Here is a 24,744-nt window from a genome sequence, read left to right as displayed (position 1 = left end):
CGCTCGGGCCGGTCCGTCGGAGACGGCTCGCCGGCCTCTCCGGGGCGGGGGATGAACATCGTCGGGTCGTCGCCGTCGGGGGCGCGGTGCCGGCCGTTGCGGGCGGAGTTCGGGTCGCCGGTCACCGGACTCACCCCGGAACCTTCGCGGATCGCAGTCCGCCGGGACCGTCGTACGCGGGTACCGTCACGGTGGGCTCCACTGTCTCGCGGTATCCGAGTTGGTAGTGGGCAACGGCGTCCTTGAACGACCGCACCCCCTCGGATGCGGCGAGCGCCCGCGTGAGCGCGGCCGGATCGCCGATGGCGGTGATCTGAAAGGGTGGTGAGTACACCCTGCCGTGCAGGAGCAGGGTGTTCCCCACGCAGCGTACCGCGCTGGTGGAGAGGATGCGGACATTCATGATTGCCATGGCCTCGGCCCCTCCGGCCCAGAGCGCGTTGACGACGGCCTGCACGTCTCCCTGGTGCACCACGAGTTCGTCGTTGCTGGCGCCGGCCGGCTGGCTACCGTCGCCGAGCCGTGGCGCGTCGTTGAGTTCCACACTGATCCCGGGACCGGTGAGCGGGGTGAAACCGGCCACCTCCCGGCTGTTCGCGGCGCGGTCCCGTTGCGCCGCGACCCTGCCGTCGGAGCCGCCGAGCGCCTCGGTCTGGCTCTCCACCGCGTCGCGGAGGGTGGCGGCCCGCTCCTGTCCCGTAGCGACCTGATCTCGACGGTCCTCGATGAGCTGAGCGATTTCCGGGCGTCGATCCTCGCGCAGCGAGGTTCCACCCGCCGTGGTGGCCGAGGTGGTGAAGAGCACCCCCGCGGCGAGGGCGATCAGCGGTACCCCCACCGACCAACCGGGTTTGCGCTGGGTGGGCCGCCGGGGGAGCAACCCTGCGGCCGCTCGCCGGAGCACCTTCTGCCAGGAGGCGCCGCCGGATGTGTACTCCATCGAGGCCTCCCTCCGGGTTCTGCCGATATGGTAAGTATGTCCTGATCGCGGGAATTCCTGGAGCGATCGGGACGTTCACCCTTCCGTACCCACCTGACCGGGTCCGTGGCTTGAACGGGTCATCGCGACTACGCTAGCTGTCGAACATTATTGGCCATGGACCGTCGCCCTTGCGTCCGGTTGTCAGGCCGGACGAGGATCACCACCCCCTCAGGAGAGCGCCGTGCCCAAGTCTCAGGTCCGCAAGAAGAAGGTGTACACGCCGCCGACCGACGTCCGACCGACGTCGACCGCTGCGACGCGTAAGCCTAGCCCGGTCTGGTTGCCGGCCACCGCAGTCGCTCTGATCGTTTTCGGCATCGGCTGGCTGGTCGTCTTCTACCTGTCCGACATGCAGTACCCGGTCGCCACCTGGCGCTACTGGAACCTCGCCATCGGCTTCGGCGCGATGGTCGGATCACTCGGTCTGCTCTCCCGGTGGCGCTGACCGCCGAGGTCGGACTTCCGTCGCGACGCCGGCCCGGCGTCGTCCCCGCACCGGAGAACGCCCGTCCCCTAGGGTGTCGGCAGGACGGCGGCGGCGGTTGCGACGACTGTCACGTTACCAACGAGTAACCTCGCCGCGTAGGCTGCACACATCGCCGCCGCCGGTCGATGAACCGCCCGACCGGCAGCGGACGGATCACGCAGCAGGACGGGGAGGCCAAGCGCATGGGCAGCGTCCAGATCGTCACCACGGTCCTCGCCGCCGGCATCACCGCGGTAGCGGTATGGCTGGCGACGCGCGCGGTGCTGCGGATGACGGCGGTGATCCGGCAGGGCCAGCCCGACCCGGAGCGGTTCGCCGACAAGGGCGTCCGGGCCAGGAACATGCTGGTCGAGACCGTCGGTCACACCAGGATGCTGCGCTGGGGCGTGGTGGGCGCCGCGCACTGGTTCGTCATGGTGGCCTTCGTCGTCCTCTCACTGCTGGTACTGGAGGCGTACTTCGAGGTCGCCAGCCCGACCGGCGGGCTTCCGGTGCTCGGACACTGGGTCGGCTACGGCCTGGTCACCGAGGTGATCGGGGTCCTCGGGACCGCCGGCATCCTGGTGCTGATCGCCATCCGGCTGGCCAACCGGCCGGGTAACCCGGAGCGGCGGTCGCGGTTCACCGGCTCGACGATGTGGCAGGGCTACTTCGTCGAGGCCGTGGTGCTCGCCGTACTGGTCTGCGGATTCCTGATCCGGGGCTTCAAGGTCGCCACGGACCACTTCGAGTTCCCCTTCTGGGCCACCCCGGTCAGCCACGCCATCGGCAGCCTCCTGCCGGACGCGGCGGCGGGCGTCAGCGTCACCGCCGCGGTGAAGATCGCCATCTCCATGACCTGGGTGATCGTCATCGCGCTGAACGTGACGATGGGGGTGGCCTGGCACAGGTTCGCCGCATTCTTCAACATCTTCTTCAAGCGCAACCCCGACCGGCCGGCGTCCGGTCTCGGCGCGCTGCGCCCGATGATGAGCGGGGGCAAGCCGCTCGACTTCGAGGAGGCGGACCCCGAATCCGACCAGTTCGGGGTGGCCCAGGTCGAGCAGTTCACCTGGAAGGGCCTGCTGGACTTCACCACCTGCACCGAGTGCGGACGCTGCCAGTCGCAGTGCCCGGCCTGGAACACCGGCAAGCCGCTGTCGCCGAAACTGCTGGTGCTGTCGCTGCGCGACCACGCCTACGCCAAGGCGCCGTACCTGCTGGCCGGCGGTGGCAAGGACCCGTCCGGCGAGGAGAAGGCGACCGCTGCGCAACTCGCGCACCTGGACGTACTCGCGCTGGCCGAGGCGAACCGGCCACTGGTCGGCGGCGCCGAGGAACTCGGCATCATCGATCCGGACGTGCTCTGGTCCTGCACCACATGCGGGGCCTGCGTCGAGCAGTGCCCGGTGGACATCGAGCACGTCGACCACATCGTCGACATGCGCCGCTACCAGGTGCTGATCGAGTCGAGTTTCCCGTCCGAGGCCGGCGTGATGCTGCGCAACCTGGAGAACAAGGGCAACCCGTGGGGCGCGCCGCCGAACACCCGGGAGGACTGGACCAAGGGGCTGGACTTCGAGGTGCCCCGGGTCGGCGAGGTCGACGACTTCGAGTACCTCTTCTGGGTGGGCTGCGCCGGGGCGTTCGAGGACCGGGCCAAGAAGACCAGCCGGGCGGTGGCCACCCTGCTGCACGAGGCCGGGGTCAACTTCGCCATCCTCGGCGAGGGCGAGACCTGCACCGGCGACCCGGCCCGCCGGATCGGCAACGAGTTCATCTTCCAGATGCTCGCCCAGCAGAACGTGGAGACCCTGAACGAGGCGTTCGGCGACCGCGAACCGGCCAAGCGCAAGATCGTCGCAAGCTGTCCGCACTGCTTCAACACCCTCGGCAACGAGTACGGGCAGCTCGGCGGGCACTTCGAGGTCGTACATCACACCCAGTTGCTGGCCCAGTTGGTCTCCACCGGCCGGCTCACCCCGGTCCAGCCCGTGGAGGGCTCGCTCACGTACCACGACCCGTGCTATCTGGGTCGACACAACCGGGTCTTCACACCGCCCCGCGAGGTGCTCGGCGCGGCGGCGGCCGACGGGGTCACCGAGATGCCGCGTAACCAGGAGCGGTCGTTCTGCTGCGGTGCGGGCGGCGCCCGGATGTGGATGGAGGAGCGGATCGGCAAGCGGATCAACGTCGACCGCGTGGAGGAGGCCATCTCCACAGGTGCCCGGACCATCGCGGTCGGCTGCCCGTTCTGCTCCACCATGCTGGGCGACGGCGTCACCGGTAAGGGCGCTGGCGAACAGGTCGAGGTGATCGACGTCGCCACGGTGCTGCTCCGCTCGATCCAGCCACCGGCCGCCCCCGAGAAGTCCGATGCCGCACTTCCCGCCGAGACGGGTAGCTGAACTCCCCTTCGCCGCACCCGGCCCGCCGAAGGTGGGCGCCGCCCCACGAGGCGCCGCCCCAGGACCGGCGCTTCCCCAGGACCGGCGCTTCCCCAGGTTCGAACCTGTGGAAAACCACACGGGTAGCCTCCAGAGGTGTCGGCACTTCCGGAGGACCTGACCGCGCCGGGCGGAACCCGGACCGGGACCGGGAGGACCCGAACCGGGACCGGAACCGGGAGGCCCCGGCCCGTCGTCGGAGCGACCTTGCCCCGCCTGACCCGGCGTTGGCTGCGGATCGGCGTCGGGATCCTACTCGGCGCGGTGACCGGGACGGTGGAGCTGACGTACCTGCTGGGCCTGGGAGCGGTCCTGCTCGTGGTCTGGGTCCAACCCGGATCCCGGCGCGCGGCGGTCGGGCGGATCGTCGAGCGGATCGAGACCGGCGCCCGCCACCTGGCCGAGGTCGAACGGTGGCGGCTGGCGACGTTCCTCGACAGCGAGAACGTGGCCGACTACAGCGGTCGCCGGGCCGTGCGCTACCTCAGCCTGCGGTGGGCGGTCGGGATGCTCGGCGGCTTCGTCCTGCTGATCTTCGGTTGGGGCGTGCTGTCCGGTGGACTCTGGATCTGGGAGGCGTTGCGGGGCGAGAGCAGCCCGCCGACCCTTCTCGGTCAGCTCGTACTCGGGCTGGTCGGTCTCTTCCTCGTGGTCCAGGGCACCGCCGGCATCGTCACGCTGGACCGCCGGCTGGCCCGGCGCTTCCTCGGCCCGGACGGGCGCGAGGTGTTGCAGCGCCGGATCACCGAGCTGGCCACCAGCCGCGCCGGAGTGGTGGCGGCGGTCGACGCCGAGCGCCGGCGGATCGAACGCGACCTGCACGACGGCGTACAGCAGCGCCTGGTCGCCCTGGGCATGCTGGTCGGCCGGGCCCGGCGCAGCAGCGACCCGGCGAAGGCGGTGGAGCTGCTCCGGCAGGCGCACCAGGAGTCCGGCCGGGCCCTCGACGAGCTGCGTGAGGTGGCCTGGCGGATCTATCCGACCGCGCTGGACAACCTGGGGCTGGCCGACGCGCTCGACCGGGTCGCCGAGCGGGCCGGGCTGCCGGTCCGGATCGACTACCGGCTGACCGGGCGGCCGTCGCGGGCGGTCGAGACCGCCGCGTACTTCGTGATCTCCGAGGCGGTGACCAACGCCGCCAAGCACGCCCGGGCCACCCGGGTCGAGGTCGAGGTCGCCGTCCGCGAGGGGTGGCTCGTCGTCACGGTCCGCGACGACGGCATCGGCGGTGCCGATCCGACCGGCGGCGGACTGTCGGGGCTGGCCCGCCGGGTCGCCGCCCAGGACGGCCGGCTCCGGGTGGAGAGTCCACCGGACGGGCCGACCAGCGTCGTCGCGGAGCTGCCATGCGAGTGATCCTGGCCGAGGACTCGATCCTGCTCCGGGAGGGTCTGATCCGGCTGCTCGTCGAGGAGGGCCACCAGGTCACCGCCGCGGTCGGCGACGCGGTCACGCTGCTGGCGGCCGTCGAGGCGGAGCCGCCGGACGCGGTGGTCGCCGACGTACGGATGCCGCCGACCCACACCGACGAGGGGCTGCGCGCCGCGTTGGAGATCCGCCGCCGCTGGCCCGCCGTCGGGGTCCTGGTGCTCTCCCAGTACGTCGAGAAGCGTTACGCCGTGGAGTTGCTGACCAGCCAGAGTGCCGGCGTCGGGTACCTGTTGAAGGACCGGGTGGCCCAGGTCGGCGAGTTCCTCGACGCGCTCGCCCGGGTGGGCGACGGCGGAGCCGCGTTCGACCCGGAGGTGGTACGCCAACTCCTGGCCCGGACCAGTCACACCGACCCGCTGGGCCGGCTGACCGCCCGCGAGCGGGCCGTACTCGACCACATGGCGCAGGGCCACACCAACGCCACCATCGCCGCGCACCTGCACATCTCGCAGAGCGCGGTCGAGAAGCACGTGAACGCGATCTTCGACAAGCTCGACCTGGCGCACGTCACCGGCTACAGCCGCCGCGTCCTCGCCGTCCTGCGCTACCTCGGCGACTGAGAGGTAAGGAAGGGCCCCTTCTTATCGTTTTCTGTAGAAGAAGGGACCCCTCCTAACACACCTGCAGGCCTCAGTTCGGGGCGTGTACGCCGTTGGCGGCGTAGTCCCTGGTGGCGCCACGGACGTACATCTGGCCGCTCTGGTTGCCGGAGAAGTACTGCTGGATGGAGCCGGTGAACGGCGTGGTCGAGGCGTTGCGTCCGTACACGTCGGTGTAGACCGTGGTCGGGCCGCTGTTCTGCACCGAGAAGGTGCCCGGCCGGAACTCCCGCAGGGTGCCCTTGAACGGCGAGCGCGGGTCGTCCCAGGCGAGATTCTGTCCGGCCTGGCGTGCCTGGTTGCAGTAGTCGCCACCCGCGAGGTTCGTGTAGCACAGGTCCACGATCCGGCCCAGGTTGCTCGGCTTGGTCGGGTCGTAGTAGCGCGACGGGTTGACCACGTAGAACAGCGGCGCGATGCGGAAGTTCAGCCCGGATCCCGTCACCGTGACGTCGGAGAACCAGAAGTCGTCCATGTCGGACACCGTGAACGGCACCGGGTTGGGGTAGAGCGGGTCGTTGTGGGTGCGGCCCTCCCGGATCGCCTGGACGCAGCCCGGCTCGGTGATCAGCCGGCCCAGCGACCGGGTGTCCGACGGCGAGTCCGCCGGCACCGGGGGCGCGACGTTGATGAACCGGCCGCCGAAGCCCGGGCATTCACTGGGGCTGAATCCTCCGGCCCGCCCGAGCGGGATCATCGCGTTGTACCGGGCCTCGGTGACCTGGCCGCCGTTGCTCGCGGTGCAGCGCTGGTTGAAGAGCAGCTCGTGGACGTTGTTGGTGAAGGCGTCCGGCGAGTGGGTTCCCTGGTGGAACTTGAGCAGTACGTCGCAGACGGCGATCGTGGTGCCCTGCGGCGGGAAGAAACTGGTGCCGTTGTCGCCCTGGATCACGTTGACGTTGTTGACCATGAGCGCCTTGTGGCCGACGTGGTCCTCGTGCCGGTGGCTGTGCTCGGGCATGCTGCTCAGCATGACCTCGCTGGTGTAGCCGAAGGCCGGCCAGTTGACCGTGCGGAACAGGTCGGACGGCCGGGGGTCGTCACCGTGCTCGTGGCCGAAGTTGCAGCCGCTGGCGTCCCGGTTCGGGTGCCAGGTCGGGTAGACCCTGCCGTCCGGCCCGTACGTCCAGTACCGGGCGTGGATCTCGACCGAGCACTCGCCGGACCGGGGCAGGTAGCCCTTCTCGTTCGCCGTGGAGATCAGGGCGTACGCCCGGCTGGTGGCTGCGCCCGCCGGCGGAAGCGCGGTGCCCCAGGTGGGGTTGCCGGGCGGGTTGGTGCTCGGTGGTGTCGTCGGCGGGGCCGTCGGTGGGTTGGTGCTCGGTGGGGCCGTCGGTGGGTTGGTGCTCGGCGGTGTCGTCGGTGGGTTGGTGGCCGGCGGGGTGGTCGGGTTGCCGCCGGGCGTACCCGTGCAGGCGGTGCCGTTCACCGCGAAGTCGACCGGTACGGGGTTGCTGCCGGTCCAGGTGCCGTTGAAGCCGAACGAGGTACTCGCCCCGGTGCCGAGGCTGCCGTTGTATCCGGCGTTGCGGGCGGTGACCTGCCTGCCGCTCTGTGTCACCGTGGCGTTCCATGCCTGGCTCACCCGCTGGCCGGCGGCGTAGCTCCAGGTGACCGTCCAGGAGCTGATCGGGTCGCCGAGGTTGGTGACGGAGACCGCCGCGGTGAAGCCGCCAGACCACTGCGAGGCGACCGAGTAGGTGACGGTGCAGCCGGCGGCGGCCTGTGCCGCGGTGGCGGTGACGACCGCCCCGCCGGCCGCGACCAGGGCGGCAACGGTCGCGGCTGACCACAGCCGGGACCGGTGACGATGGAAGCACATCTGTTGATCCTCCAGTCGAAGGTGGTGGATCGACGGGAACGTGCCCCCTCGGGGCGGGCGACCAGTCCGGACGTGCGTCGGCGGGTGCCCGCGCCAAGAGGCGCGGGCCCTCGCCGGTCACCGGGGTCACCGGTGCTGGAACGTCCGGAAGGGTGGGAGCGGAACCATCGATAGACTTCTATCTATGTTACGCACCGTACAGGTGGTGTCAACGTCCGTCCCCATCCTGGCGACCACCGCTGACCTGCGGCGATCACCACTCTGGCAGACGTCCTGACCGGGTCACCTGCGGTGCCGGCTGTGCGCCGGATCGCGTCGGGCCAGCCGCGCGATCACGAACCAGCCGACGGCCACCGCGACCGCGACGAGAACGACCTTCTGGAGCAGGCCGGCGTACTCCTCGACGCGGTGCCAGTTTTCGCCGAGCAGGTATCCGGCCATTACGAACACGGTGTTCCAGATGAGGCTGCCGAGGGCGGTGCAGACCAGGAAGATCCGCAGGCGCATCCGCTCGATGCCGGCCGGAATGGAGATCAGACTGCGGAAGATCGGGATCATCCGACCGAGGAACACGGTCTTGGCGCCGTGCCGGACGAACCACGCCTCGGTACGGTCCACGTCCGCCAGCTTGATTAGCGGAATCCGCGCGGCGAGCGCCCGGGTGCGGTCCCGGCCGAGCAGCGCGCCGAGGTAGTAGAGCGCCAGGGCGCCGACCACCGAACCGAGCGTGGTCCAGAAGATCGCCGACCAGAGGCTCATCTCGCCCCGGCTCGCGGCGAAGCCGGCCAGCGGCAGGATGATCTCGCTGGGCAGTGGCGGGAAGAGGTTCTCCAGGGCAACCGCCAACCCCGCTCCCGGAGCACCCAGGCTGTCCATCAGGTCGGTCGCCCACTCGGCGATACCGGTCAGCGGCGTGGGCTCGGCGGCGAGCGGATCGGTAGCAATGATCATGGTTTGAACGCTAACCGGTGGCGCCTGGGTAAACCCTGAGGAGCAGCGCCGGACCACCTGCCGCGCACCACAGTCACGTACTGGGGTGAACCACACACGCCGTTCCCGCGTACCTTGCTCATGGTGGGCAGGCTGACGATCGCCGATGGATCGGCGTCGGCCGAGGTCGGTCGGAGTCGCGATCGCACCGGTCGCACCGATCGTCGAGCGCATCGATCGTCGAGCGCATCGATCGTCGAGCGCATCGATCGTGTTTCACGAGACAGCGGGGAGGCGGACGGCGCGTGGTGAAGGATGCACCGACGGGGACGGCTGCGGAGTCGACCGGACGTCACCGGGCCGGCCGGTCGGCCGGGGTGACGGGACCGGCGGACCGGCGGGCCCGGCCAGGGCGGGGACTGCGACTGACGGCGGTCCTGGGCCTCGGCCTCGGGCTGCTGGTCCTCGCGATCCCGGCCGGAGCGACCGTGCTGCGACCGTACCTGTGGGGTGGTGATTCCGGACCGGCGGCCGCGGTGCCCGTCGCGGCGGCCAGCCGGCCGCCGACACCGGTGCCGACGGAGGAGGCCGGGCCGACACCCAGCGGTACGCCGGAGGTCCCCCCGTCCCCGACGACGTCGCCGCTGCCGCCGCGCGCGACGAACGCGCCGGGACCGACGCCGTCGGCCCGGTCCGTGCCGACCAGGACGGCGGTGCCGGGTGCGACCCCGACGCAGGGCCCCGGCGGTACGTCGAGACCACCGGCCGCCGAACTGCCGCCCCCGCCGCCTCCGGAGCCGGTGCTGCTCGGCCCCGACGGTCGGGACGAGCTGGCGCGGATGATGGACCGGTACTGCGACCGGCACGTCGGCGGCACGAGCTGGGCGGACCCGCGTGGAGACGGCCGGTGGGAGTGCGAGCGACTGCTGCTGTCGTCGCGCACGGTCGACATGGACACCGCCTGCCGGGACACCTACGGCGACGGGGCGTTCGCCCGCAACGACACCGGCGACGCCTTCGACTGGCGCTGCTTCCGGCGGTGAGTGGCCGGGGCGCTCGATGGCTGGTCGGGCCGGTACTCTGCTCGATTATCCCGGGCGGGACGCAACGACGGTCGAGGTGAACCGAACATCGACGCCCTACTACTGACCACGCTGCTGCCACTGGCCGGGTTCGTGCTGTTGACCGGCGGCAACGCGTTCTTCGTCGCGGCCGAGTTCGCGCTGGTCACCGTCGACCGGGCGGAACTGGACCGGCGTGCGGCCGAGGGCGACCGCCGAGCCGGCACGGTACGCAAGGCATTGCGCGAGCTGTCCTTCCAGCTCTCCGGTGCCCAGCTCGGCATCACCATCACCGCCCTGCTCACCGGCTATCTCGCCGAGCCGGCGCTGGCGAAGCTCTTCACGCCGGTGCTCCGGCCGGTCGCCGGGGACGCGACCGGGCAGATCACCCCGTTGCTGGCCCTGGCGCTGGCCACCCTGCTCTCGATGCTCTTCGGCGAACTGGTGCCCAAGAATGCCGCGCTGGCCCGGCCGATGCCGGTCGCGCTGGCCACCGCCGCGCCGATGCGGGCCTTCTCCCGGGTCTGCGGCTGGTTGATCCGGGCCCTGAACAACTCGGCGAACTGGCTGGTCCGCCGGCTCGGGGTGGAGCCGCAGGAGGAACTGGCCAGCGCCCGGTCGCCGGAGGAACTTGGCCTGCTGGCGGCGATCTCCGCCCAGGCCGGTGCCCTGCCCCGGGAGACCGCGATGCTGCTGCAACGCACGATCCGGTTCGGTGACAAGCGGGCCGCGGAGGCGATGACCCCCCGGGTCGACGTGGTCGCCCTCCGGGCCGGCGCCTCGGTCGCCGAGCTGCTGGCGCTCGCGCGGCAGACCGGGCGTACCCGGTTTCCCGTCTACGAGGACACGCTCGACCTGGTGACCGGGGTGGCCGGGGTGTCCGACGCGCTTGGCGTACCGCCGAGGGACCGGGCCGCAACGACGGTGGCCTCGGTGGCCCGGGAGCCGGTGTACGTGCCGGAGAGCCTCGACCTGGACGGCGTCCTCGCCGCCCTGCGTGCCGCCAGTGCCGACCTGGCCATCGTGGTGGACGAGTACGGCGGCACGGACGGCGTGGTGACCGTCGAGGACCTGGTGGAGGAGCTGGTCGGGGAGATCGCCGACGAGTTCGACCCGGAGGCGATGCACGACAGTTCGGTTGAGCTGACGGCGCCGGGCGGGGAGCGGACGGTACTGGTCGACGGGGTGCTGCGCGAGGACGAGCTCGCCGAACAGGTCGGTTTCCGGCTCCCCGAGGGGCCGTACGAGACCCTGGCCGGGTTCCTGCTGGCCCGGCTCGGGCACATACCGGTGGCCGGCGAGACCGTACGGGAGCAGGGTTTCGAGTTCACCGTGGTCGAGGTGGACCGGCACCGGATCGAGCAGGTCCGGGTGGTCCGCCCGGAGGAGCCCGGCGATCACCGTGACTAACCTGCTGATCACCATCGGGCTGCTGCTCGGCAACGCCTTCTTCGTGGGCAGTGAGTTCGCGTTGATCGCGTCCCGGCGTACCGTGATCGAGCCGTTGGCGGCCGGCTCCAAGCGGGCCCGGATGGCCCTGTCGGCGATGAACCAGATCCCGTTGATGATCGCGGGTGCCCAGCTCGGCATCACCATCTGCTCGCTCGGCCTCGGCGCGATCGCCGAACCGGCGTTGGCGCATCTGCTGGAGGAACCGATCCACGCGCTGGGGCTGCCGGACCGCGCGGTGCATCCGGTCGCCTTCGTGATCGCCCTGGGCCTCGTCGTGTTCCTGCACACGGTGATCGGCGAGATGGTGCCGAAGAACATCACGCTGGCCGGTCCGGAGCCGTCCGCGCTCTGGCTGGGCCCGGCGATGCTGGCGTTCTGCGTGGCGACCAAGCCGTTGCTGCTGGCGATGAAGTGGGCCTCCGCGCAGATCCTGCGGCTGTGGCGGATCGAGGCGACCGACGCGGTCAAGACGGTGTTCACCGCCGAGGAGTTGGCCGGACTGGTGTCGCAGGCGCGTACCGAGGGCCTGCTGGGCTCGGAGGAGCATGCCCGGATCACCGGCGCGCTCGCCCTGCACCGCCGTACCGCCGGGGACGCGCTGCGGCCCTGGGCGACGGTGACCACCGTGGCCGAGGACGTCTCGCCGGCCTCGCTGGAGGTACTGGCCACCCGGACCGGTCGGTCCCGGTTTCCGGTGGTCCAGCGGTCCACCCGCCGGGTGCTGGGCTTCGTGCACGTCAAGGACATCCTCGGGTACGAGGGTGCGGCGCGTCGGGCGCCGGTGCCGACCGACCTGCTACGCCCGCTGGCCGTGGTACCGCCGGATCGCACCCTCGCCGACCTGCTGCTGGCCATGCGCCGGGAGCGCCGGCACATGGTGCTGGTGAGCGACGGGCGGGTGCCGTTGGGGGTCGTCACGCTCGACGACGTGCTGACCGCCGTCGTCGGTGCCGGCGAGCCCACCGCCGCCGCCGCGAGTCAGCAGTCCGCGTCGACCTGATCCCGGCCGGGGTGCCGTGGCTTCCCGGCGTACGTCGGGGCCCGCCGCGTGGCGAGCCCCGACGTGTGTCGACCGGCCGGATCAGCCCGGTGCGCCGATCGGGGAGAGGAGCAGCCGTACGTCGTCGGCGTTGACGTACATGATCCGGTGTCCGAACTGGATCTGGACGTACCTGGTGTCGCCGCGGATCACCGTCCAGTCGCCGGGCGACGAGCCGTCGAACGTGGTGGCCCGGTAGTACTCGCTGGGTAGCAGGTTGCCGACGGCGTACCGCTGCCCGGCGGAGAGGGTGTACTGCAACGGCGTGACCGTCTGGTAGGGCACGCCGGCCGGGTAGGCGGCGGCCTCCGGGTAGGCCCTGCCGTACACCGGGATCGTCGCCCGGCCCGGTTTCGGCGTCGCGACCAGTCCGATCGACCACTTCGCGGTCGGATTCGCGGCAGGGTTGTGGAACCAGGCCTTCTGGCCGAGGTACCAGATCGCGGTCCAGTCGCCCTGCCGGCCCGCGACGGCGTAGGTCTGCCCGGCCGAGGCCCGCGCCCCGTGGTCGGAGATGTGCATCGTGTTCGGGGTGCCGTCGGGACGCAGTGCGATGTCGTTCACCAGTGGCGCGTCGGCGGCCGGAGCGCTGCGCAGGATCACCGACGAGGAGCCGCGCGCCGGGCACGGCACGCCGGCCGTGTCGCAGCCGGTGAAGGCCGGCCGGTTGGTGGCGAGGTCCGGGTCGATGGTGACCAGACCGGTCCGGGACGTGCCGGTGCCCCAGAACGGGGCCCGGAGCAGGTCGAAGTAGTGCGACCAGTCCCAGTACGGCCCGGGGTCCCAGTGCATGCCGCGAACGTTCGCCGGCAGGATCCCGGGGACGTTGTCGTGGCCGATGATGTGCTGGCGGTCCAGCGGGATGTCGTACCGGTCGGCGAGGTAGCGCACCAGCTTGGCCGAGGTCCGGTACATCGCCTCGGTGTACCAGGTGCCCTGCGCGGCATAACCCTCGTGCTCGAGCCCGATCGCCTTGGCGTTGACGTACCAGTTTCCGGCGTGCCAGGCGACGTCCTTGCCCTTGACGTGCTGTGCGATGTGCCCGTCCGCCGAACGCAACGTGTACTGCCAGCTCACGTAGGTGGGATCCTGCACCAACCGGAGCGTGGTGTCGTAGCTGCCCTCGGTGTCGTGGATGACGATGTATTCGATCTTCTGCCGTCCCGGCCGGTCGGAGAGGTCGTGGTTGCCGTAGTCGCCGTCGCCGAACGCCTGGTAGGGCGCGGGGATCCATTCGCAGGAGATGTCGCGCGGGCACTCCAGCCCGTCGGGCCGGGCGGGGGTGCGCAGGCCGAGCCGGTCCAGCCAGGACCGGGCCGGGACGAGTCCGGGGTGCGCGGCCAGGGTGATCCGGTGACCGTCGTCGGTGGTCCGGGTCGCACCCTCGGTGATGGTCCGGTAGACCTCGTCGGCGAAGGTCCGCGCGGCGTCCGCGCTGTCGCTGCCGGCGTACCGGGCCACCGCGCCGTACCAGGCCGCGGGGTCGCTCTGTAGGCCGGTCGGTCCGGTTAGTGCCTTCTGGTACGACGCGAGCAGCGCCGCACCGCCCCGGATGTTCACTGCCGGCTCGGTCCGCAGCGCCCGCTCGTCGACTCCGGTCAGCGTCGCGGCGGTGTCGAGGGTCTGCGTACCCGGAGCCGGCGCCGCCCGTTGCCCGTCGGCGGTGGTTCCGCTGTCCGTGCCGCTCGGGTGCGGCGGTGCGGCGGGCCGGGCGCTGTCACCACGCCGGTCCTCGCCGTGTTCGTGCGGCTGTCCGGCCAGCCCGTCAAGGTGGTCGAAATCGGTGAGGTGCATCGGGCCGTACCCGCCGCTGGTGCTCGGCGTGCCGGCGTTGGTGTCCCAACGAGATTCCAGATAGGAGACGGCGAGCAGGACGCTTTCGGGTACGCCGAATTCGGTCGCGGCGGCGGCGTACTCCTGTTGCCGGCCGTCGGTCGCCGGGACCGCTGCCGGCGCGGGGCCGGACGGCACCAGCGCGACGGCGCCGACCACGGCGGTCCCGAGCGCGATTCTCCTGCTCAACGGCATTGTCGTTCGAGGCATCGAACCTCCATTCGCCGGGGGTGGGCTTGATGATCACCCTCCACCCGGGACGATGCTCCGTCAATAGCTGCCGGTGACACTCATCGCGATGTAGAAAATCTTCACCTATTTCGGGGGCCGTTCGGACGTTTGTTCGCTCGCACCCTCAGCGAGCGCTCCGATACGTAACGAATCGACTCGGATCACGGGTTGCGTTTGAATAACAGGCTTCTCTAATGTTGGGGACCGTCGGAGACGACGGCAGGCCGCCCAGCCGGGCAGCGACGTCTCTACACCGCCGAATCGTCGAATATCAGCGAACCGGGGACCCGGGCACCATGGGGTGAATCCGCGTCAGCGGTAGGGCGAATATCTTCCCGCCCGAACCCGTCAGCTAACCCGGTAGGCGGGCTACGGAAGAAGGAGTACGGACCCCGGTGGCTCCCCCTGCCCCGCGGTCGCAGTCCCTCCGGTCTACAACGACCGGCACCGGGACGGCGACACCGCCTCTGCGAAGGTCCATTCTCGCCGCCGCATTCGCCGTGCTGGCCAGCGTTGCCGTGCTGTTCGTGGGCACCACGCCGGCCCTCGCGGAACCGTCGGTGGCCGAGATCGAGAAGCAGATCGACACGGCCTGGCGCAAGCTCGAGCCGATCGTCGAGAAGCACAACGCCACCCGGCAGGACCTGGCCGCGAAGAAGGCCCAAGCCAAAACGCTCCGGAACAAGATCGCCCCGCTCCAGTCGCAGATCGACGCCGCGATGGACCGAGTGAGCGAGTTCGCCGTGGAGGCGTACAAGGGCGACAAGGCCTCGTCGGTCAACGCCCTACTGACCAACAAGTCGCCGGCCGCACTCGTCGGCCAACTCTCCGTACTCGACCAGTTCGCCCGCCAGCAGCAGCGCGACGTGCAGGCGGTGATCGACCTGCGGGACAAGTACGACGCCCAGAAGCGCCCGCTGGACACCCTGGTCGACCAGCTCACCAAGACCGAGGCCGAGCTGGCCAAGAAGAAGAAGGAAATCGACGCCGAGGTCGACCGGCTGCAGAAGCTGCGGATCAAGGCGTACGGCAACGGCTCCGCCGGTCCGCTCGCCCCGGCACCGTGCCCGGCCACCTACCCCGGTGGCAACGCCGGCAAGGCGGTCAAGTTCGCCTGCCAGCAGATCGGCAAGCCGTACGTGTGGGGTGCCGAAGGGCCCAACTCGTACGACTGTTCCGGCCTGACCCTGGCCGCCTGGGCCAAGGGCGGGGTGTCACTGCCGCACAACGCCCGCGCGCAGCGTGGGAAGGTCAAGTCGGTCAGCCGATCCGAACTTCGCCCCGGCGACCTGGTCTTCTACTACGCCGACCTCAGCCACGTCGGGATGTACGTCGGAGGTGGCTGGATCGTGCACGCGTCCCGGGCCGGAGAGCCGGTCAAGATGAAGCGGATGGACGACGGCGAGATCCACAGCTTCGGCAGACCCGGCTGATCCCGCCCGTCAGTTGACCGGAAGAGGGACCCGGAAGACCGCGCAGCACGTCGAGGGCCCCCGTCGCAGTCGCGGCGGGGGCCCTGTCGTGTCAGTACCGCCAGCAGCGGTGCGGAGGGCGGCGGTTCAGGTCATCAGGTCAGCGGGTGGGCCAGGTGTGCCAGTTCTGCCAGGCGCGGCTCGGGGTCGGCCCGCGCTGCCCCTGGTAGCGCGAGCCGTAGACGGCCGAGCCGTACGGGTGCGCGGACGGCGAGGAGAGCCGGAAGATGCAGAGTTGGCCGATCTTCATCCCGGGCCACAACGTGATCGGCAGGTTCGCGACGTTGGACAGTTCCAGGGTGACGTGGCCGGAGAAACCGGGATCGATGAAGCCCGCGGTCGAGTGGGTGAGCAACCCGAGCCGGCCCAGACTGGACTTGCCCTCCAGCCGGCCGGCGAGCTGGTCGCCGAGCGAGATCACTTCGAGTGTCGACGCGAGCACGAACTCGCCGGGGTGCAGTACGAAGGGCTCGCCGTCCGGCACGTCGACCAGCGAGGTCAGCTCGTCCTGCTGGATCGCCGGGTCGATGTGGGTGTAGAGGTGGTTGTTGAAGACCCGGAACAGGCGATCCAGGCGTACGTCGATGCTCGACGGTTGCACCAACGCGGGTTCGAAGGGCTCAAGCGCGAGGGTGCCCGCCTTGATCTCGATCACTAGGTCGTGGTCGGAGAGCAGCACCGTGCCACCTTAGCGACTTCCCCGATCGGGCTCGGTCGCGACCTGCCGGGGAGGCGGGTCGGGGTAGGTGATCGAACATATGTTCGATAGAATGTCGTCATGGCATCCTGGTCCGAATTCGCCTCCGACGAGCCCCGTCTCGCCGACGCGATCCGCGTCCTCATCCAGCAGTACGGGCCGGGTCTCGGCTACCTGGCAACGGTGCGTGCCGACGGTGGGCCGCGCGTGCATCCGGTATCCCCGGTCATCACCGACGAGGGGATGTTCTGTTTCGTCGTCGACTCGCCCAAGCGTCGTGATCTCGAACGGGATGGCCGCTATGCGTTGCACTCGTTCCCGCCGGAGGACAGTGACGACGAGGCGTACGTGGCCGGCCGGGCCCGGCCGGTGACCGACCAGGCCCGGGTGGACCGGCTTGCCGGCAACCTGAGGGCCGCCCCCCAGGTCGACTGGCGGCTGTTCGAGTTCACGGTCGACGTGGCGATGCTGTCCCGGCACGGCAGCAACGGGGCCACCCCGCTGGCCGGGGACCGGTCCGAACGCCCGGCGGTGCAGGTCTGGCTCGATCCAGCCGGCGCCACGACCGGCACCGGCCCGAAGCGGCGGGCCCACCGGCGCCGGTCCCTCGTCGAGGAGCCGGTGCCGACATCCTGACCCTGGCCGTGGCTACGACTCGCGGAGCGCCTTCCAGGCCTTCAGCATCCGGTACGCCTGCCCGTAGCTGAACTGGCTCATGCACGAGTCGACCGAGTAGTCCATGAAGTTGTGGATCGGATCCAGGCCGGGCCCGGTGGGGCAACTGTCCCGTCCCACCGGGCAGCCGAAGGCCGGCACCGCCTCCGCGGGCGTGTCGAACACCTGGTCACCCCGACCGGTGCAGCCCTCCTGGAAGGTGTGGTACAGGTTCAGCCAGTGGCCGATCTCGTGGGTGGCCGTGTCCCCCGCGTTGTACGGCGTCGCCGTCCCACCCGGCAGCGACTCGGAGAGCACGACCACGCCGTCCTGCCGGTCGTACCTCCGCTCCGGAAAGGTTGCCCAGCCGAGCAGGTCCTCGTCCAACAGCCCCGTGTAGAGGTTCAGGGTGTCCTTTCCGCCGACCCGGAGCGCCCGCTTCATCTGCGCCTCCGCCGGGCTGTCCGCCACGATCGGATACCAGGCCGGGTTGACCACCCGGTTCACCTTTTTGAGCCTGAAGTGGAAGGGCGTCCAGGCCCCGCCGGTACGGCCGGCGAAGGAGTCGTTCAGCACCTTGAGTTGGGTGTCGATCAGTGACTGTGGAATGCTCCCGCCGGCCCGGGTCCGGTCCCTGGAGATGACGTGGAAGACGACGTCGATGGTTATCCGGAGCTTGCCGGGGAGGTGGAGCGGCGCGACGCCCACCCGCTGGGCGTACGCGGCGTCGACGACGCGCTCCCGCTCGGCCGCCTCGGTCGCGGTCAGTTCGTTCGGTTCGACTCCGTGTGGCGTACCGGGTCTGGCCTTGGCGTTCGGGTGGTCGTCGGTCGACTCGACACAGCCCGGCTCGGCGCTGCCGCCGGGGACCGCCGACGCGGCGACCGCCGGGCTGGAGCCGAGCAGCAGTACGAGTGGAAGGCCCGCCATGCCGGCCCAGCGTGACGACCGTCGAATGTTGTGCAACGCCATTGCCTCACCTTTGCCTCCGGAAAGTGGCGCTACGAACACGTAGAGCCACTGTTACAGGTGGGGCGGACGTTACCTTGCGTGATGGCCTTTGCAAATGATGCGCGGCGGTGTGGTGCTCGGGGATTGGCGCGAGGCGGAGGCGCGGCCGAGGCACGACCGGAGGGGGCGGGTGAGTGCGCGAGCGGACCCGACCAGGTACAGTGGGGTCCGCTCGCGGGTGTAGTTCAATGGCAGAACATCAGCTTCCCAAGCTGACAGTGAGGGTTCGATTCCCTTCACCCGCTCGGACAACGAAGGCCCAGGTCAGAGGAGACTTCCTGACGCTGGGCCTTCGCTCTTTCTGATCTCTATCTGGGTGTCGTGCCCCCTGCGTGCCCCTCCGGTTCGGTGTGCCCTTCCGTGCCCTCCGCCGTGTCCCCGGTCGCGTCGGTCTGCGCCTGGTCCTCGTCGTCGGTGTCGCTCGCCTTGGTGTCCTTGCGCGCGTCTTCGACGAACTTGCTCAACGCGTCGGCGATCTTCCGATCACGCCCGGCGGTCTTGTGCAGGTAGATGAGCGCGGCTCGGGTGGTGGAGTGGCCCATCCGGTCCATCAGGTCGCGCAGCGTCGCGCCGGTTTCCGCCGCCCAGGTGTTCCCGGTGTGCCGCAGATCGTGGAAGTGCAGCCCAGGAATCCCCGCTTCCGCCGTCGCCTTGCGCCAGTGATCCTGGAAGTTCGACCGCCGCAGCGGCCCATTCTTCGGCCCGACGAACAGCAGGGCTTCCGGACTCTCGTTGGTGAAGTTCGCCAGGTGCCGCACGACATCGGGTAGGCAGATGTTCGGGATGGTGACTACGCGTACGCTCGCGTCCGACTTCGGCGGTCCGAACACCAGTTCCGCCGTGGGCAGCTCGACCACCGAGCGCTCGACGAGAACCGTTCCCTCGATCGTGTCGACATGCTTCCGGGCGAGCGCGGCCAGTTCGCCCCAGCGCAGCGAGTTGAAGCAGGCGAGCAGGACCAGGACCCGGTACCGCTCGGGCACCGCGCCCGCGATGGTGAACACCTGCTCGATCGTGGCGGTGGGCCGCTCGGGACTCTTCTCCAACCCGGCGCCCGGGATCTGGCACGGGTTCTTCGTGATGAGCCGGTCGGATACCGCCGTGTTCAGGATCGACCGCAGCAGCCGGTACGCCTTCGCCACCGTCACCGGGCCGACCCCGGCATCAAGGCGCCGCGCTCCGCGCGGCTCGGGCGCGGTAGACCGCCCGCCGGGGAGCCGCCCCGGACGCCTGCGGCGCCGGTGCGGAAAGCCACCGACACCCGCCGGCAGCCGCGCCCGTCCGGCTGATCTGCCAGACGCCGGTACGGTCTCGCTCGTGGATGTTTTCGTGCTCTGGCACATCCGGCATGCTTGCAACCTTGACGGTAGCCCAACTCTTCACCGCCAGGATGGCGAGCTGATCTGGGACGAGTGGGACGGCGACGACCTGAAGATGCTCGGGGTCTACTCCAGCGAGCAGCGCGCGGAGAAGCGCATCCAGCGTGCCCGACTTCTCCCCGGTTTCCGCGACGAACCCGACTGCTTCATGGTCGACCGGCACCAGCTCGACGAGGACGAGTGGACGGACGGGTTTGTCTCCGTACCTCACGGCGAGAGCTGAAGCGGTTGCCCCCGGAGCTGCGAGCGCGGCGCGGTGGTACGGAAGCCGGCAGGGCTGGGCAGCGTCGTGCGTGGGGCTTCCGACTGGCGCGCCAGTCCAAACCCCGGACTGGCTTGCCACCGGTCCGGCTGGGTCACCGTTCGTCGTACTCACCCATGCGTACCCGGACGCCGCGCGTGCCCCCTACGTGCCCGTCGCGCCGGGAAGCCACGGGGAATCGCGGTCAACCACGGGCACCGTGACCAGGACCCCAAGCCGTTGACCTTGAGTCGAGTGGACGCCGCAGCGAGTTCCCAAGCTGACAGTGAGGGTTCGATTCCCTTCACCCGCTCGGACAACGAGAGCCCTGGTCGGATGATGAGTCGACCAGGGCTCTCACTTATGCTCCTCGACTCTCGTGGTGACCGTGCCCGTTGCGTGCCCGAACTCGTTCCTTCGTGATGGGCGCCCTAACCGCGTCGGCGATGCCCTCGTCCTGCTGTTGGGTGGGGTGCTGGTAGATCAGCGCGGCGTGGGTGAGCCAGCTTTGCGGGTGCGAGTTCGCATCCCCACCCCGCCTCATCAACGGCAGGGATGTTTGCGAGCGCGGGCGGCTCCCGAGTGGCGCCCCAGCGAGTTCCCAAGCTGCTGCCAGTAGCTTGTGTCGTCATGGATGAGGACAGTCGTCGCCAGACCACATGCACGGTCGACGTCTGGACCTACGACCCGAAGCACGGGATAGGCACGTGGTGGGAGGACGACGCTGTGCTCCGGGCCGAGGTGCTCCCTAGCCTCGACGGCACGGTGATCATCTCGGGTAATCCGGCCGGCCTGGTATCGCTTGCCCGCCACCTGCTGACGCTCGCTCACGAAAGCGTCCCGGGAGGCAGGCATTTCGATTTCGAGACCTACAACGGATTGGCCCCCGACTCCCGGACCTTGCGGGTCGAAGTCGAGAAGTAAGTGCCCCATCAGGAGGAGGCTCCGGCGGGCCATCCAAAGGCCATGAGCCGGTGTAACTCCAGGCCAACCTAGACCCGCGTCGACCAGGCGAAACGCCGGGCCCTGAGCCGGTATGAATCCCGGCCGAACCAGGCCCGGCCCGGCCCGCGACGACGGCTCAGCCGGCGAGGTCGAGCCGGGCGAGTTGGGTACGGCTGGTCACGTTGAGCTTCGGGAACGCCCGGTAGAGGTGGTAGCTGATGGTCTTGGCGCTCAGGAACAACTGTGCGCCGATCTCCGGATTGGTCAGGCCGCTGGCGGCGAGGCGGACGATCTGTAGCTCCTGCGGGGACAGCGCGGCCAACAGGTCCGGCGGCGTCGGCGCGGTGGACGTCTCTCCGGCGGCGCGCAGCTCGGCCCGCGCCCGCCCGGCCCACGGTGCGGCGGAGAGCCGTTCGAAGATCTCCAACGCGTGGCGGAGCTGATCGCGGGCCTCGACGATCCGGCGGTCACGTCGGAGCCGCTCGCCGAGGAGCAGGTAGGTGCGGGCGGTCTCCCACGGGCGCCCGCTGTCCGCGTGCAACGCCAGCGCGGACCGGTACAGCTCGTGGGCGGTCTCGGCGTCCGCTTCCAACAGTGCCCGGCACCGGTGCAGCACCGCGTCAGCCCAGTCCAACCGGGACGCCTCGGCCCACGCCTCGAAGCGGGCCAGTGGCTCGACCGCCCGTTCCGGCTGGCCGAGCCGTACCGCCGCTTCGATCTGGTCGGGGGCGAAGTAGACGGCCTGGATCTGGTGACGCACCGGGCCGCGTACGGCCTCGTCCAACCGGCCGAGCGCCTCGGCGAGGCGACCACCGCCCAGTTCGAGCATGGCCCGCGACCACTGGGCCCAGGCGAGTCCGTTCGCGATCCCGTTCTTCCCGAACCGGTCGTGACAGCTGGCGGCGTAGCCCAGGCACCGCTCGTCGTCGCCGTGGACGGCGGCCACCCAGGCCAGGATGCCCTCCAGGTATCCGGCCCGGTGCGGTTGGCCGATGTCGGCCGCGATCTGGAGGCCCTCGGTCGCCGTCGCCACCGCGTCGTGCCAACGACCGGTCAGCCGGGCGCACCGCTCCACAAGGGAACGCGCGCGCCCGCCGAGGCCGACGTCGGCGGCGGCGGTCGCCGCGGCGACCAGTCGTTCGGCGCGAACCACGGGGTCGGCGGTCAGCTCGGCCGAGCGTTCGAGCGCGGCCGCCGTGGCGGCGTACCCGTTGCGTTCGCGGGCCCACTCGGCGGCCAGGGCCAACGCGTCGGCGGCCCGGTCGTCCGGGCCGGTGGCCGCGGCCGCCAACTGCCACGCCTGCCGCTCCGGCTGGTCGGTCAGCGCGTCGGCCAACGCCCGGTGTACGGCGAGACGCTGGTCGAAGGTGCCGTGCTGGAAGGCGGCCGCCCGCATGAGTGGGTGTACGAAGCTCACCCCGGCGTCGGCCACCCGGAGGAAGCCGGCCCGCTCGGCCCGGCCGAGCATCTCCATCTCCACCCCGAGCGTGGTCGCCGCCCGCAGCACGACGCCGAGGTCGCCGGTGCCCTCGGCCGCGGCCAGCAGCAGCATCGTCTGCGCGGGGGCCTCCAGTTCGGCGATGCGCTGCTCGTACGTCTCCTGGATCCGGCGAGGTAGTGGAAGCGGACTGTGGTAGTACGACAGTGAATCCGTCGAGCGGGGCAGTTCCAGCAACGCCAACGGGTTGCCGGCCGACTCCTCGATCAGCCGATCCCGTACCAGCGTGGCGAGCCCGGGTGCGTGGTCGGTCAACAGCTGGGCCGACGTCGGGCGGTCGAGTCCCAGCAGGCGCCGTTGCGGCAGCCCCGAGCCCTCGAACTCCGCACGGGCTCCGAAGATCAGTACGACACCTTCGGCCTGGAGCCGCCGGGCGGCGAACGACAGAGCCCGAGCCGACGCCTGGTCCAACCACTGTGCGTCGTCGACCAGGCACAGCAGCGGACGTTCGTCGGCCACGGCGGCCAGCAGTGACAGCACCGCCAGCCCGGCGAGCATCTGATCGTGGGGAGCCGCCGGTCCTCGCCCGAAGGCGCTCTTCAACGCGGCCGCCTGGGGTCCGGGCAGGAGATCGAGGCGATCCAGCACGGGTAGCAGGAGCAGGTGCAGCGAGCCGAACGCGATCTCCGCCTCGGTCTCGATGCCGATGCCACGGATGACCGTCATCCCGTCGGCCCGGCTCGCCGCGTACTCGATCAGGGCGGTCTTGCCGATGCCCGGTTCGCCGCGCAGCACCAGCGCGCCGCTGTGCCCGTCATGTCCGTCGGCCAGCAGCGCGTCGATCGCCGCCTGATCGGCCGCCCGTCCCCGAAGCACGTCGACAACCTACCAAGATCGAACGGCCGTCCCGCCGCCCGTCGGACACCGTGCGGACGGCGACTGGTCACCTGTCCGGTACCCGTACCAGGCCGGTCTTCCTAGCCTTTCGATCATGCACATCACCACCCTGTCGGACGCGGAACGGACCCGACGGCACCGCCTGGCCGATCAGCTGATGGACGCCGAGTCGGTGGCCGGGCTGATCGCCTACGGCGAGGCCGCCGACTTCTTCGCCGGTGCCACGGTCGGTGCGCTCGTGCTGCTCACCCGGGGACGGCCGCCGACCGTACTGGTGGGGCCCGGCCGATGGCCCGCGCCGCCGACCCCCTGGCTCGCGACCGCCGACGTCCGCGAGGGACTGCACGCGTACGGGATCGCCGATGCCCTCGGTGAACACGACCTGGACCGTTCGACGGTCGGAGTCATCGGCATCGAGGCGTTCTCGCCGCTGCATCACGGCGCGACGATGCCGTACACGCTGTGGGCCGACGTTCTGCGCCTGGTGCCGGCCGCGACGTTCGTGCCGGTGTGGCGGCCGTTCCTGCTGCTCACCCTGGCCCGCTCGGAGGAGGAACTCGGGGAACTCGCCGCCGCCGCCAGCGTCGGCGAGACGGTGGCGCGGACGATGGTCGGGCGGTTGAGATCGGGGGACAGCGCGGCCGAGGCCGGTGCCGCCGCGCTGGCCGCCTCCGGCGGGCGGGCCACTGTCTCCTGGGCACCCTCCGGCGACGGCACGGTGCTGGCCGACGTGGTCAGCGGCACCGGGCGCGGCGCCAGTCACCATCTGACCGCGATCACGGCCTCCGGGACCAGCAACCCCGAGGTCGACCGGGCCGGCGTCGCGGCCCAGTCGGCGTACGCGGCCGGTCTGCGGCTGATGCGGGCCGGCACCCCCTTCGGTGCGGTGGCCGAGTCGATGCGCCAGGAGATCGCGGGCGCCGGCGGCACTCATCGGACGCCCCAGATCAGCAGCGTTCCCGCCGGCATCATCGGCGGCTGCGGACCCGACCTGCCGACGATCGGCTACGACATCGCGCTGGCCCCCGGAATGGTCTTCACGGTCGCCGCAACCTGCCAGATCGGCACGACAGCCGTACGCCTGGGCGGCACCGTCGTCATCGGCGCCGACCGCGCGGTCGAACTCGCACCCTTCACCCGTCAACTTCTTCACGTCTGAGCGAGGTACACCCATGAACGTCCGGACCGCCTTCATCACCGCACCGCTGCTCACCCTGGCCTATGGCGTGATCCGCATCCTCGACGGACTCGACGGCAGCCGTGGCCCGGGTATCGCCTGGACGGTCGGGCACCTGGCCTTCATCGCCGCGTTGGCGCTGTTCGTGTCGACCTTCTGGCAGATGCGTGACCTGGCCGCCCGGTCGAGGACGGCCACCGCGCTGGCGGCCATCGGCACCGCCGGCATCGCGGTTCTGGTCATCCAGTTCGGCATCGACCTGGTGGTCGGCTTCATCTCCACCGACCGGGCCGAGATGGCCACCCACTTCGAACGGATCCAGTCGGTTCCCGGGGTGTCGCTCGCCATCTACGACGGTGGGCCGTTCCTGTTCTACCTCGCCCAGTTGGCCATCGTCGTCCTGCTCGCGGTGACCCGTCGGGTCAAGGTCTGGACGCCGGTACTGGTCGCGCTGGATCTCGCCCTGCCCTTCGTCGACAAGGACCTCATCCCGGTCGGCGCGGTCTTCCTGCTCGTCTCCTTCATCCCCCTGTACCGCAC

21 protein-coding genes, 1 tRNA gene and 1 riboswitch are annotated in these 24,744 nt (G+C 70.4%); of the genes, 14 read left to right on the top strand and 8 right to left on the bottom strand.

What is annotated here, in order from left to right:
• Positions 1 to 130: 130 nt before the first annotated feature.
• Entirely contained in the window at positions 131 to 940 is an 810-nt protein-coding gene (locus tag I0C86_RS06870; RefSeq protein WP_196200362.1) for a DUF881 domain-containing protein, read from the bottom strand.
• Between the two features lie 223 nt (positions 941 to 1,163).
• Here I0C86_RS06870 and I0C86_RS06865 point away from each other — a divergent pair, with 223 nt between their 5' ends.
• From I0C86_RS06865 to I0C86_RS06850, 4 genes are all read left to right on the top strand, one after another.
• Positions 1,164 to 1,427 (top strand): cell division protein CrgA, encoded by a 264-nt coding sequence (locus tag I0C86_RS06865; protein WP_192766277.1) that lies wholly within the window; start codon positions 1,164 to 1,166, stop codon positions 1,425 to 1,427.
• A gap of 224 nt (positions 1,428 to 1,651) precedes the next feature.
• Positions 1,652 to 3,856, top strand: coding sequence for a (Fe-S)-binding protein (locus I0C86_RS06860; RefSeq protein ID WP_196200361.1), 2,205 nt, complete (start codon positions 1,652 to 1,654; stop codon positions 3,854 to 3,856).
• Between the two features lie 246 nt (positions 3,857 to 4,102).
• A complete protein-coding gene (locus I0C86_RS06855) occupies positions 4,103 to 5,251 on the top strand; it encodes a sensor histidine kinase (RefSeq protein WP_196200360.1) in 1,149 nt (382 codons plus the stop codon).
• Positions 5,242 to 5,886 carry a response regulator gene (locus I0C86_RS06850; RefSeq protein WP_196200359.1) on the top strand — a complete coding sequence of 215 codons (645 nt, stop codon included), beginning with the start codon at positions 5,242 to 5,244 and terminating at the stop codon, positions 5,884 to 5,886. Before I0C86_RS06855 ends, I0C86_RS06850 begins: the two co-directional genes overlap by 10 nt.
• A 70-nt stretch (positions 5,887 to 5,956) precedes the next feature.
• Here I0C86_RS06850 and I0C86_RS42975 read toward each other — a convergent pair whose 3' ends face one another.
• Together I0C86_RS42975 and I0C86_RS06840 are read right to left on the bottom strand one after the other, a co-directional pair.
• Positions 5,957 to 7,747 carry a cellulose-binding domain-containing protein gene (locus I0C86_RS42975; RefSeq protein WP_230393693.1) on the bottom strand — a complete coding sequence of 597 codons (1,791 nt, stop codon included), beginning with the start codon at positions 7,745 to 7,747 and terminating at the stop codon, positions 5,957 to 5,959.
• Positions 7,748 to 8,029: 282 nt separating this feature from the next.
• Positions 8,030 to 8,698: a DedA family protein gene (locus I0C86_RS06840; protein ID WP_196200358.1), complete on the bottom strand. Its 669-nt coding sequence runs from the start codon at positions 8,696 to 8,698 to the stop codon at positions 8,030 to 8,032.
• A 284-nt stretch (positions 8,699 to 8,982) separates the two neighbouring features.
• Between I0C86_RS06840 and I0C86_RS06835 the strand changes: the two genes are divergently transcribed.
• From I0C86_RS06835 to I0C86_RS06825, 3 genes are all read left to right on the top strand, one after another.
• A complete protein-coding gene (locus I0C86_RS06835; RefSeq protein WP_196200357.1) occupies positions 8,983 to 9,720 on the top strand; it encodes a hypothetical protein in 738 nt (245 codons plus the stop codon).
• Positions 9,721 to 9,807: 87 nt separating this feature from the next.
• Positions 9,808 to 11,148: a hemolysin family protein gene (locus I0C86_RS06830; RefSeq protein WP_196200364.1), complete on the top strand. Its 1,341-nt coding sequence runs from the start codon at positions 9,808 to 9,810 to the stop codon at positions 11,146 to 11,148.
• Positions 11,141 to 12,190, top strand: coding sequence for a hemolysin family protein (locus tag I0C86_RS06825; protein ID WP_196200356.1), 1,050 nt, complete (start codon positions 11,141 to 11,143; stop codon positions 12,188 to 12,190). The genes I0C86_RS06830 and I0C86_RS06825 overlap by 8 nt, the downstream gene beginning before the upstream one ends.
• 81 nt (positions 12,191 to 12,271) lie before the next feature.
• Here I0C86_RS06825 and I0C86_RS06820 read toward each other — a convergent pair whose 3' ends face one another.
• Complete coding sequence (locus I0C86_RS06820; protein WP_230393692.1) at positions 12,272 to 14,272, bottom strand: N-acetylmuramoyl-L-alanine amidase; 2,001 nt, start codon at positions 14,270 to 14,272, stop codon at positions 12,272 to 12,274.
• Between the two features lie 265 nt (positions 14,273 to 14,537).
• A riboswitch (cyclic di-AMP (ydaO/yuaA leader) is annotated at positions 14,538 to 14,676 on the top strand.
• Positions 14,677 to 14,793: 117 nt separating this feature from the next.
• Here I0C86_RS06820 and I0C86_RS06815 point away from each other — a divergent pair.
• The gene (locus I0C86_RS06815; RefSeq protein ID WP_323373499.1) at positions 14,794 to 15,726 is read left to right on the top strand and encodes a C40 family peptidase; all 933 of its coding nucleotides are present in this window, start codon (positions 14,794 to 14,796) and stop codon (positions 15,724 to 15,726) included.
• A gap of 139 nt (positions 15,727 to 15,865) precedes the next feature.
• Here the strand turns inward: I0C86_RS06815 and dcd are convergent, their stop codons facing one another.
• Positions 15,866 to 16,444: a dCTP deaminase gene (gene dcd / locus I0C86_RS06810; RefSeq protein WP_196200354.1), complete on the bottom strand. Its 579-nt coding sequence runs from the start codon at positions 16,442 to 16,444 to the stop codon at positions 15,866 to 15,868.
• 99 nt (positions 16,445 to 16,543) lie between these two features.
• Here dcd and I0C86_RS06805 point away from each other — a divergent pair, with 99 nt between their 5' ends.
• Positions 16,544 to 17,098, top strand: coding sequence for a pyridoxamine 5'-phosphate oxidase family protein (locus tag I0C86_RS06805; protein WP_196200353.1), 555 nt, complete (start codon positions 16,544 to 16,546; stop codon positions 17,096 to 17,098).
• A gap of 12 nt (positions 17,099 to 17,110) precedes the next feature.
• Here I0C86_RS06805 and I0C86_RS06800 read toward each other — a convergent pair whose 3' ends face one another.
• Entirely contained in the window at positions 17,111 to 18,088 is a 978-nt protein-coding gene (locus tag I0C86_RS06800; protein WP_196200352.1) for a zinc metalloprotease, read from the bottom strand.
• Positions 18,089 to 18,301: 213 nt separating this feature from the next.
• Between I0C86_RS06800 and I0C86_RS06795 the strand changes: the two genes are divergently transcribed.
• Positions 18,302 to 18,372: transfer RNA gene (locus I0C86_RS06795), tRNA-Gly, on the top strand.
• Positions 18,373 to 18,435: 63 nt separating this feature from the next.
• Here the strand turns inward: I0C86_RS06795 and I0C86_RS06790 are convergent.
• Entirely contained in the window at positions 18,436 to 19,275 is an 840-nt protein-coding gene (locus I0C86_RS06790; RefSeq protein WP_196200351.1) for a tyrosine-type recombinase/integrase, read from the bottom strand.
• 169 nt (positions 19,276 to 19,444) lie between these two features.
• Between I0C86_RS06790 and I0C86_RS06785 the strand changes: the two genes are divergently transcribed.
• Together I0C86_RS06785 and I0C86_RS06780 are read left to right on the top strand one after the other, a co-directional pair.
• Positions 19,445 to 19,729 carry a DUF7336 domain-containing protein gene (locus tag I0C86_RS06785; RefSeq protein ID WP_196200350.1) on the top strand — a complete coding sequence of 95 codons (285 nt, stop codon included), beginning with the start codon at positions 19,445 to 19,447 and terminating at the stop codon, positions 19,727 to 19,729.
• Between the two features lie 648 nt (positions 19,730 to 20,377).
• A complete protein-coding gene (locus I0C86_RS06780) occupies positions 20,378 to 20,671 on the top strand; it encodes an Imm32 family immunity protein (protein WP_196200349.1) in 294 nt (97 codons plus the stop codon).
• A gap of 157 nt (positions 20,672 to 20,828) precedes the next feature.
• On the opposite strand, the gene I0C86_RS44895 is transcribed toward I0C86_RS06780, so the two are convergent.
• Positions 20,829 to 23,006 (bottom strand): LuxR C-terminal-related transcriptional regulator, encoded by a 2,178-nt coding sequence (locus I0C86_RS44895; protein WP_196200348.1) that lies wholly within the window; start codon positions 23,004 to 23,006, stop codon positions 20,829 to 20,831.
• A 115-nt stretch (positions 23,007 to 23,121) separates the two neighbouring features.
• Here I0C86_RS44895 and I0C86_RS06770 point away from each other — a divergent pair, with 115 nt between their 5' ends.
• Together I0C86_RS06770 and I0C86_RS06765 are read left to right on the top strand one after the other, a co-directional pair.
• Positions 23,122 to 24,186, top strand: coding sequence for a M24 family metallopeptidase (locus tag I0C86_RS06770; protein ID WP_196200347.1), 1,065 nt, complete (start codon positions 23,122 to 23,124; stop codon positions 24,184 to 24,186).
• Between the two features lie 13 nt (positions 24,187 to 24,199).
• Positions 24,200 to 24,744: hypothetical protein (locus tag I0C86_RS06765; RefSeq protein WP_196200346.1), on the top strand; the 545-nt coding region annotated here is incomplete at its 3' end.

The organism is Plantactinospora alkalitolerans (assembly GCF_015690345.1).
Classification (GTDB): Bacteria; Actinomycetota; Actinomycetes; order Mycobacteriales; family Micromonosporaceae; genus Plantactinospora; species Plantactinospora alkalitolerans.
Note: the sequence above shows the minus strand (reverse complement) of the source record. Positions and strands in the feature narration are given on the sequence as shown.